Source organism: Methanosarcina spelaei (genome assembly GCF_002287235.1).
Classification (GTDB): Archaea; Halobacteriota; Methanosarcinia; order Methanosarcinales; family Methanosarcinaceae; genus Methanosarcina; species Methanosarcina spelaei.
Genome location: NZ_LMVP01000423.1, coordinates 21717 through 31313 on the forward strand (window position 1 = coordinate 21717; position 9597 = coordinate 31313).

Genomic DNA, 9597 nt, shown 5'->3' on the forward strand with positions numbered 1-9597 from the left:
CGTTATAAGGATCAGGTAAATATAATTATTCTTTTCGGAATTGATCTCATTAACAGGCAAATATCGACTTTCAAGCTTGATACACTCCCTGACTACTTCACAAAGCTTTAATAGGTATTTATTTTTTTCTATCTCTTACTAGGAAAAGTAAAAGATTTATGCTAAAAGCCCATTTAACATTTCGTGAATTTTAGAAAGCTATGCAGTTTCTCACTTATTTTCGTTCTCATTATGGTCTTTCAGGGAAATGCAATCGCGGCAACAATTCACGGGACAGTCTATGAGTGGGATACTTTCAAGCCTCTTAATAACTCAGTTGTAGAGATTAATTCTACCCCGGAACAGAACATTATTGCAACGGATTCGGAGTACTCGTTCAATCTAACCCCCGGAACTTATACAATAAATGCCAGTTATCTTGAGGGAAACAGGATCGTTTATATAGCTAAGGAAAAAGTTGTAATCTCAGTTGAAGGAGAATATAGACATGATCTTCTCCTTTTCCCACCTTCTCATGAAGAGCTTCTGAACCAGGATAACTTTGAAGCCCCTTATCTGGATTACGAAGAGACAGAACCCGTATCTCAGGGCTCTCACTATTCCGTTTTAGCTCCTGCTTTCCTGGTTCTTATAGTCCTGCTTCTAGCCCTGATGCTGGCTGCCTACCTTTTAGGAAAGAAGCATGAAAAATCGACAGAGAATCCTTTTTCTGAAAGTTACCAAGAGCGATATTTGCTGGAGTCTGAGAGCTTCACAAGGGATGCGATATTTTCTGAAGAGACCGAAACCGATTCAATCGAAAATACAACCGATTCAGCTGAAAACATTATTGAAACATCGGAACTTAGCTCTGAGCAGTTTGCTGAAAAGTTCGAAGGAATATCAAGTACTGACAAACCTAGACAGCAGAACAAGCCTACAGAAGAGGTCCAGAATATCTCGAGTCCTCCTTTCCGTGAGAAGAAGCCTAATAAATCGAGTTCCGAAGTTAAAGAACATTCAAAGCTCAATCTTCCCGAAGATCTCAAGGAACTTCTGGAAATGGTTCGAGAAAGTGGAAACCGAATTACTCAGAGAGAACTGCGAAAAAAATCTCCCTATTCGGAGTCAAAAGTCAGTCTTATGCTCTCGGATCTTGAGGAGCGTGGGCTAATTGAAAAATTCAAAAGAGGAAGGGGAAATATAGTCCGTATTCCGGACGTCCATATCTCCAAGCAGACCAAGCATGAAAGCAAGAAAGAATAAGCGGATACGCACTCTAAGATTTTTTGTAGGGTAATAAACAGTAAACTATATAACTGAATTCACTGACTAAGCAGTAGAAACAGTTGATAATAGAGTACGCGGTATATTTGAGTACCTTTTTGATCTCTTATTCCCAAGAATTGCTTACCGATATGAATTTACTAACTGCAAATTTGAGTAATAGGACTCTGCTTTGCGGGAACGAATTTGAACTCGGATCATGAAATTCAGGTTCAAGAGGCTAATGGCTGGATTGAAGCCAGATATTCTGATATACCATCTCAACCCTGACAGTAAGCTGGTTAATAGTGCGTGAATGAGCATTGTAAGACTGGTAAATTATTATTATTATTATTATTATTATTATATTATATTATTAGAACTGCAGAAGGGATTATTAAAAAATGTACGAGGGACAACATGCGAGTTTCCATGGACATTGAATTAAAAGATGTACCCGGGCAGATGCTTTTAGCCCTCCAGCCCCTTTCAGAATGTAAGGCTAACCTGATAACAGTAGTACATCATCATCAAAAGAGGACCCCCAGGAAAACAGTACCTGTAAAGCTTGTACTTGAAACCAGGCCTGAAAGCATTGAGACAATAAAAGCTAAACTTGAAGAAAACGGAATTCGAATTGTAAGAGTCGGTGAACACCGTTTCAGAGAAAGCATAAACGTAGTGCTTATAGGGCATGTGGTCCATACAGGGATCCAGGATACGATTGATGAGATTGACAGGACAGGGTTTGCTGAGGTTGTGGATCTTTCTCTCTCTATGCCCGGTATCAATATGCTTTCTTCAGCCCTCATGAAAATCGATGCTGTCGGTAAAGAGGACTTGCACAGGGCACTTGCTATTCTCAAAGAAGTCTCGGCAAAAAAAGACCTGCTTATGGTTCTTCCAATTGATATCCAGGCCTGAAAAATAGTTTTAGGAGATTTGAAAACATGAAAACAGTGTGCTGTTCCATTCTCGGGTTCGGTGCAATCGGACAGGGTGTGGCTGAAGTACTCCTTAAGAAAAAAGAGTATCTGGAAAATATCGGGCTGGAAGTAAAAGTGGTTGCTGTTGTGGACTCAAAGGGTGCAACTATTAATCCTGAGGGAGTGGATCTTGCCAACTGCCTCGCCAGGAAGAGGACAGACGGAACTGTAGCTCTTGATAATCTCTCTGGAGTTGAGGTTATCCAATCCGTAGCTCATGATCTTGTAATTGAGACTACTCCCACAAATATACGAACTGGCGGAGCAGGTCTACAGAATATGTTCGCGGCCTTCCAGACTGGAAAAGATGTTATTACCTCTAATAAAGGGCCTCTTACCCTTAAGTACAGAGAACTAATGGAAGCCGCAAAGGTAGCAGGCTCTCATTTCAGGTTCGAAGCGACCGTCGGTGGGTCAATGCCTATTATCAACCTATCAAATGAGGTGCTTGCAGGCAATAAGATTAAAAGTGTCAAAGGAATTCTGAATGGGACCTGTAATTATATCCTGACAAGAATGCTGGAGGAAAGGGCAAGCTACAATGACATTCTTGCCGAATCCATGCAGCTGGGAATTGCTGAGACCGATCCTACATATGATGTGGAAGGGATTGATACAGCCTGCAAACTCGTTATTCTTGCCAATGCAATTTTCGGACTTGATGCTACTTATAGCGACGTTAAGGTTACGGGAATTACGAAAGTTACACCTGAAGCCCTTGAGATGGCTTATGAAAGAGGGCATGTAATCAAACTTATAGGTGAAGTCAGCAGGGAAAGAATTCATGTAGCCCCCAGACTTGTACCTATCAACCATCCCCTTGCAGTCGGAGGGGCCCTGAATGTGGCGTCGGTAGAAACTGAACTTGCAGGAGAAATTACGGTTACGGGTAAAGGTGCAGGCCCGACTGAAACCGCAAGTGCAATTCTTAGCGATCTAATTGCAATCTATGGCAATTGATAGGTTAAGAATTCAGATTAAAAATTCAGATTAAAAATTCAGGTTAAGAATTCAGGTTAAGAATTCAGGTTAAGAATTCAGGTTAAGAATTCAGGTTTTGTCCTGAATTCGGAAAAATAAAATTAAAAAGCCGCGTTGATCATGACAAGTTTCAGGGAATTTGCAGAAACCTGCCAGGCAATTGAAAAAATCTCGAGTACAATTGATACTACAAGTAGGGTTGCTGACCTTCTTAGAATGGTTGATGTCGAAGAGCTTCCCATTGCAACCCATTTTATTATGAGTGAGGTTTTTCCTGCCTGGAGTGGAGAGCAATTGGGAATTGGCACGAGTCTGCTGTATGTTTCCCTTTCGAGAGCCTCCGGAATGCCAGTAAAAAGTATAGAATCTCTTATTCGGACTACTGGGGATATCGGAGACACAGCTCTTCTTATCCTTAAGGAAAAAAGGAAAAACCAGGTTACTTTTTCTTCTTTCTTCGAAGAACATCCCGAGCTCTCAATAACCGAAGTTTATAATCGTTTTAAAGTCGCTTCAGAAGCCTCGGGGAAAGGCTCACAGGACATTAAGATAAAGAACCTTCAGTTCCTCTTTAATTCTTCGACTCCAAGGGAAGCAAAGTATATTTCCAGGCTTGCGCTTGAGGAACTCCGTATAGGCGTCGGAGAAGGTGTTGTAAGAGATGCCATTGCAAAAGCTTTCTCCGTGCCTGCTGATGTGGTTGAGCATGCCTTTATGGTTACGAACGACCTTGGGATAGTTGCTGCAACTGCCAAGGAAGGTGGGGTGGAAGCCCTGGAACACCTGGGAATTGAAATCAACCGTCCGATCAGGATGATGCTCTCACAGATCAGCCCTGATATAGTTGCCGATATCAAGGAAATGAAGGAGGCTGCAATCGAATGGAAATTCGATGGGGCAAGAGTCCAGGTCCATAAGACTGGAAATTCGGTTACGCTTTTCTCACGGAAACTTGAAAATGTAACAAATTCCCTCCCTGATCTTGTAGAGATAATCCGCAAACATGTGAAGGCCGAATCCGCAATCCTTGACGGAGAAGCCGTTGCAGTGAATGAAAACGGAAAGCCCAGGGCATTTCAGGAGATCCTTAAACGTTTCCGGCGCAAGTACGATGTGGAGGAAAAAGCCCTTGGTAGCCCTATTCAGCTCAATCTTTTTGACATAATGTACTTAAACGGAAAAACGCTAATTGACCTGCCTCTGATCGAGCGGCGAAAATCACTTGAGTCCTGCGTGGAAAGTTCAGTTGAAGATTCAAAGTCTATCTGCGTGGACAAACAGGTGATCACCGGAGACCTGGAGCTTATAGAGAAAATCTATAAGGAAGCCTTAGAAGCCGGGCACGAGGGAGTTATGGTCAAAAACCCGAATTCGTTTTATTCCCCTGGCAAGCGAGGCAAAAACTGGCTTAAGAAAAAGCCTCTTATGGAAACCCTTGACCTTGTAGTTGTTGGGGCGGAATGGGGTTTTGGCAGGCGTGCAAATCTTATAGGTTCCTACACAGTTGCCTGTTATGATCCGGAAACCCTGCGTTATCTTCAGGTCGGCAAGGTTGGTACGGGCCTGACCGATGATCAACTAAAGGAGCTTACAGAGATGCTTTCCGGGCTCATGGAAGGCGGAGAAGCAGGTGGTGTATTTGCAATCCGGCCGAAGATAGTTCTGGAAATCGCCTTTGAGGAAATCCAGAAGAGCCCCAATTATGATTCGGGTTTTGCGCTTCGTTTTCCGCGTTTTATCCGCATCCGGGACGATAAAGACCCTGAAGAAGCCGATACAATCCAGCGGATTGGAAAGGTATACAGTCAGCAGTTGAAAAGGCTATAAAAGGTGATGACTGCCGTTTTCTTTTTGCGGCAATCCATTATCTTTTAAATATTCTTTTTAGAATGGTTTAAAACTCTTGTCTTCCCTGCCTGGTAAGTATTTTCTTTTTAGTTAGAGGCAAGGAACTTATTTGTCAATGCTTGTTTTCTATCTTTTCCTCAATCTACAGTTTTACTACAGGAAGTACACTTTATACTCGTACCCTGTTGAACACAGGCATGATTCATTATAAATTCAGGGTGAAGTACCGAGTTTTGATCTTCTGCATCAAAATTATGGGGAAATTATGGGAAACTTCATACTGAACATGCTATTATGTGGTCAATCAAAACCATCTGCAGTGTCTGTGTCGTCAGGGTGAGTCATTGATCAAATGCTATATAGTATGATTTCCTTGTTTGGAAAAAAGAAGAGAGACTCCCAGGCTTACGGTTTTCAGTAATTCTCAACAGCCTAATTAATCGGCAGAATAATGACGTATCCAATAATACTCACTATTCAGTTTTATATATTCAGTCTCGTTATCATACATAATATTAGCAAATTCTGTCATATTTCCGTCATCGTTATCGAAAGGGAGCTTAATTTCTGTTCCTGGGTTTTTTACTGCTTCTTGAACATAGGGGTATTTCTCGATATCTGCTAAACTGAATTCCACATATTTCTCTGGTGGGTTCTCAAGTTTATCTGCCCTGACATACATACCTGCTCCAGGCTGATAAATCACTAAAAAGAAAACCAGAAATAGTGCAAGAACTCCAAAAGAAATAATCATTAAAGCTGTTGTCGTTGATTTCATATAATCCTCTTCAAGCATCCCTGCCATGAAAATTAAACTGTTATTACTCTTATACGCATTGAAGAGTCGGAATTATTTGTTTTATCTATATCTATCACTACAGAACTCCAGGCATGTGGCAGTGTTCTGCAGGTGTCCGTAGTTTCGCCATCTAAAATAACTTTAAACTCATATTCCCCCTCTGCAAAATATGTATATTTTCCTTTAGACCATGGCATTGACCATCTCAGCAATAGCCATAATGATTTCGGCTGAGCGATGTGCTCGTCAGGAGCTAGTTCATAAGTTCCTTTGAATATAGATTCATTATGTGAATCAAATACTTCAACTGTTACCTCATGATTCTGGAGATCATCATTATATATATAAAATAAAGGTTCAGGAGATCCAACTAACAAATATGGGAAAACAACGAAATAATTCAGCAAAATCAGTATTAGAATTCCTAAAAAGATTAAGATCTTTTGATAGTTTCTAATGTTTATACCTCCATCAAACACAAAACAAAATTATTATTATAAACAAAAATAAAAAATGGAGGGAGTTTTATCCTTCCTTTTTAGCTCCATATACCATTATCTACAACGTCGCTGCACGAACTACACCATATGTTTGTACCATCATAAGCCCACTGATAATTCATTATACATTCGGCAGGATGTTCATATTTGAACCAACCTCCTTCATCGGCATCAAAATTATGGGAAACTTCATGCTGAACAATGCTGTCATGAGGCCAATCAAAACCATCTGCAACGTCAGTACAAACAGCATAAGGCCCGCTATGATACGCTATTCCGTTTTCGTCCATATCATGTGTCCAGCCTATTACCATATCATTTGCAGAGTCCCTTACCCAGTTTGTATCTTCTTCTAAATCATCAAGAGCCTCACTAGCACTATTAGCCGGACTAATATCACTTACATCCCAATAATTCCAATACCAGAAAGCATTAACATTAATGCCAAAATTTTCAAATCGATAGAGTGCATCATAAGTAGCCTGAGTAATAGATTCTGTTGGGCTGTGTCGCGAATCTGCTGCTACAAAAATATATTCAGTTATAAGTCCATTCACAGCACGTGGATTCCAAGGTACCGACAAAACTGAAAACTCCTTTTCACGTATTGAATTATCAACTTCTGGTACTGTCTTCTTTTCAACCAGTTTATTTGCTTCTTCCTTGGGAAGAACATAACCATTTACAGTATCAGTTTTAGGATTTGCCGGATCTACTCCATACTTCTGGATGTATTTTTCTCTTGCTCCATTTATTATGGCAAACATCTCTTCATGACTTATTATTAAATCATAATCTTCCCCTTCTTTCAAACCTTCAGGCGGTTTGCCAGTTTCACTTGCGATAACTCTTAGCTTACTGTCCAAAATTGTTCCTTCTAAATAGTTAGGCAATTCGTTGTTTGCGAACAGCAAATCATTCTCGGTTATATTGTATTTGTTATAGAGATCTTTCAGTTCAGTTTCAGTATAGCTTATATTATTCTCCATCGAAGCTTCACTAGAAATTTTGTCGATACTCCCACTTGCAGCTGGCACAAATACCACGTTCACCAGCAGCATTGTCAAAAGCAGTATTCCTGTTCCAAATTTCGTCTTCGCCGTCATTCGTTTACCTCTTTTGGTTTAGTTTTCCATGAGGCAGGATCCGGCAAACCTTAAGTATTCTTAAAGCTATCCTTTCCCTGCCTCAGGGCATGTGGAGTTTCAATTTACTCTGGAAGGTTTGTTTGAGCTCCACATCCAAAATCAGTTTTAATCTTCTTCTATACATTTATTACGTTGATGAATTTTAACCAGTCTGATTAACATTCATTAAAACGACACTGTTTTTCATTTAGAATTATGAAGTTTCAGGGTCTGAACTAACAGAGTAACTTTGACCTAATTTTTAACAAAAAATCTCAATGTTCATCTCTCACTAAGCAAGAAAATTCGCAAATGAATACTAAGGTACGTGCCCCAACAGGAAATAAAAAAACATATATTGTATTAAAGGAATTCAATAAGAAAGAAGAAAAAATCTGTAGATGCGGAGACGGGAAATGAATAGCTTTGAAATATACAGCGAAATGGAAGATAATCTCCAGGCCATATACAGGTCAAGACTTCTAACTGAGATACTTCTGTCATTGAACGAAAACAGCAGAAAACTTTCCCAGTTGCGTGAAATTACCGGAAGTACATCCCAGGCAATAATTCCAAAGCTAAGAAAACTGGAAGAAGATTATATAATAGAAACAAAAGGACGTGAGTATTGCCTAACTCCTATAGGAAAAATTGTGACTTCTGAAATAGCTGACTCTTTTGCAACAGTTGGGACAATTAATAAATTCAAATATTTCTGGTCTACGCATTGTATGGAGGAAATCCCCATTTCATTGCTAAAAGAAATTGGATGTCTTTATAATTCTAAGATTTTCCATGACAGAAGAACAAAAATCCTTAATGTCTACACCAATCAGTTAAAAACGATTAAAGAGGCAGAACATATATACGGTATATCATCCGTGATAACTGAAGGATATGCTGATTCCATCTCGGAAAAAGTGAAAGAAGGAGTCCCTGTTGAGCTTATAGTTCCTTTTCATGTTGCAGAAGAATTAAAACAGTCGCCTTATGCAGAAAAACTTGAGGTACTGAAGAGTTATAACAATTTTCAGTTAATATATAACAATGAAGATCTAAAAATGGGGCTAATCGTTACGGATAAACGCCTGGCTTTAAGCCTGTACAAGAGAAGCGGCATTGAATATGACATAACCACAGGTTTGTTTAGCTCTGATCCAAAGGCTATTGAGTGGGGAGAGAGGCTTTTTGGGTATTATAAGACCCACTCAGAAGTGAAGTTACATGGCAATTATGCCTTATGATGATATGCCCTATGACGAGTTTTTTTAAATCAAACATGCTTGAACAGGTCATCTCTTTTCATTTCGTGCAGCCTGTCCCGAAGCAGACCCTTTAAGGCTTTCATGTCTCCTTTTTTGGCGCTAATAGGCGCTATAATGTGTTTCCAGTTCTGCCAGGGAGGCTCAAGCCCAAGACGGGCTGCGATCTCGTCAAGAAGGGGATCGTACTCGTTCTCTTTTATTTTATCCATCTTGTTTGCGGCAATAATGGTATCAATCCCGACTTCCCTGAGGAAATCAAACATTTCAACGTCTATCGGAATCTGGTCTCTTGAGTCCCAGCGGTCCACAATTTGCGGGAAAACCGGACCATCTATTACAAGCACTCCGAGCTTGATCTTTTTGGCATTATCTTCGATATAGTGCACGGTTTTATCTTTTACGATATCCTGCTTTCGGTCTTTTACTCCGCTCATGAAGCCGAAGCCAGGCATATCCGTAATAAGCATGTCCGAGACCTGGGCATGTGCAGGGCGCAGGGTAACTCCGGGGCGTTTTCCTATCCTTACTTTCGCCCCGAAAAGTTCCCTTAGCAAAGAGGATTTGCCCACGTTTGAACGGCCTACAAAGATAATCTCAAAGCTTACTCCGCTTTCAGCTGCAGTCTTACTGGTTTCCATTGTTTTTACCTCCAAGCCTTTCAAACAATCTTTTTGAAAAAGGATTGATCAAAAATCCATCACACGGCGTGATCACAAGCCTTTTTCCAAAAGGCTTAACCGCAACCCTTTTGGAAAAAGGCTTGACCGAAAACCTCAATAACGTTTGGATTTGAAGAACTTATCCCCAAACCCTATAGGCGTGATCACAAGCCTTTTTAAAAAAGGC

General features: G+C 40.3%; 9 protein-coding genes. 5 read left to right on the plus strand and 4 right to left on the minus strand.

The features are described from left to right. Positions 1–231: 231 nt before the first annotated feature. The 4 genes from ASJ81_RS15725 (at position 232) to ASJ81_RS15740 (ending at position 5039) form a co-directional block, all read left to right on the plus strand. Positions 232–1245, plus strand: coding sequence for a helix-turn-helix transcriptional regulator (locus tag ASJ81_RS15725; RefSeq protein ID WP_245860215.1), 1014 nt, complete (start codon positions 232–234; stop codon positions 1243–1245). Positions 1246–1665: 420 nt separating this feature from the next. Next, on the plus strand, positions 1666–2169 hold the full coding sequence (locus ASJ81_RS15730; RefSeq protein ID WP_095645197.1) for an amino acid-binding protein: 504 nt from the start codon (positions 1666–1668) through the stop codon (positions 2167–2169). 26 nt (positions 2170–2195) lie between these two features. Beyond that, positions 2196–3191, plus strand: a complete 996-nt coding sequence (locus ASJ81_RS15735) for a homoserine dehydrogenase (protein ID WP_095645198.1) — start codon at positions 2196–2198, stop codon at positions 3189–3191. 141 nt (positions 3192–3332) lie between these two features. Beyond that, positions 3333–5039: an ATP-dependent DNA ligase gene (locus ASJ81_RS15740; RefSeq protein ID WP_095645199.1), complete on the plus strand. Its 1707-nt coding sequence runs from the start codon at positions 3333–3335 to the stop codon at positions 5037–5039. 457 nt (positions 5040–5496) lie between these two features. On the opposite strand, the gene ASJ81_RS15745 is transcribed toward ASJ81_RS15740, so the two are convergent. The 3 genes from ASJ81_RS15745 to ASJ81_RS15755 are packed head-to-tail and all read right to left on the minus strand — an operon-like array spanning position 5497 to position 7465. Next, positions 5497–5865 carry a hypothetical protein gene (locus ASJ81_RS15745; RefSeq protein WP_245860216.1) on the minus strand — a complete coding sequence of 123 codons (369 nt, stop codon included), beginning with the start codon at positions 5863–5865 and terminating at the stop codon, positions 5497–5499. Positions 5866–5870: 5 nt separating this feature from the next. Then, positions 5871–6338 carry a hypothetical protein gene (locus ASJ81_RS15750; protein ID WP_095645200.1) on the minus strand — a complete coding sequence of 156 codons (468 nt, stop codon included), beginning with the start codon at positions 6336–6338 and terminating at the stop codon, positions 5871–5873. A 59-nt stretch (positions 6339–6397) separates the two neighbouring features. Continuing rightward, on the minus strand, positions 6398–7465 hold the full coding sequence (locus ASJ81_RS15755; RefSeq protein WP_095645201.1) for a hypothetical protein: 1068 nt from the start codon (positions 7463–7465) through the stop codon (positions 6398–6400). Between the two features lie 437 nt (positions 7466–7902). Here ASJ81_RS15755 and ASJ81_RS15760 point away from each other — a divergent pair, with 437 nt between their 5' ends. Continuing rightward, the gene (locus ASJ81_RS15760) at positions 7903–8730 is read left to right on the plus strand and encodes a helix-turn-helix transcriptional regulator (protein WP_095645202.1); all 828 of its coding nucleotides are present in this window, start codon (positions 7903–7905) and stop codon (positions 8728–8730) included. Between the two features lie 29 nt (positions 8731–8759). Here the strand turns inward: ASJ81_RS15760 and engB are convergent, their stop codons facing one another. Then, positions 8760–9389 (minus strand): GTP-binding protein EngB, encoded by a 630-nt coding sequence (engB, locus tag ASJ81_RS15765; RefSeq protein WP_095645203.1) that lies wholly within the window; start codon positions 9387–9389, stop codon positions 8760–8762. Between the last annotated feature and the right edge of the window lie 208 nt (positions 9390–9597).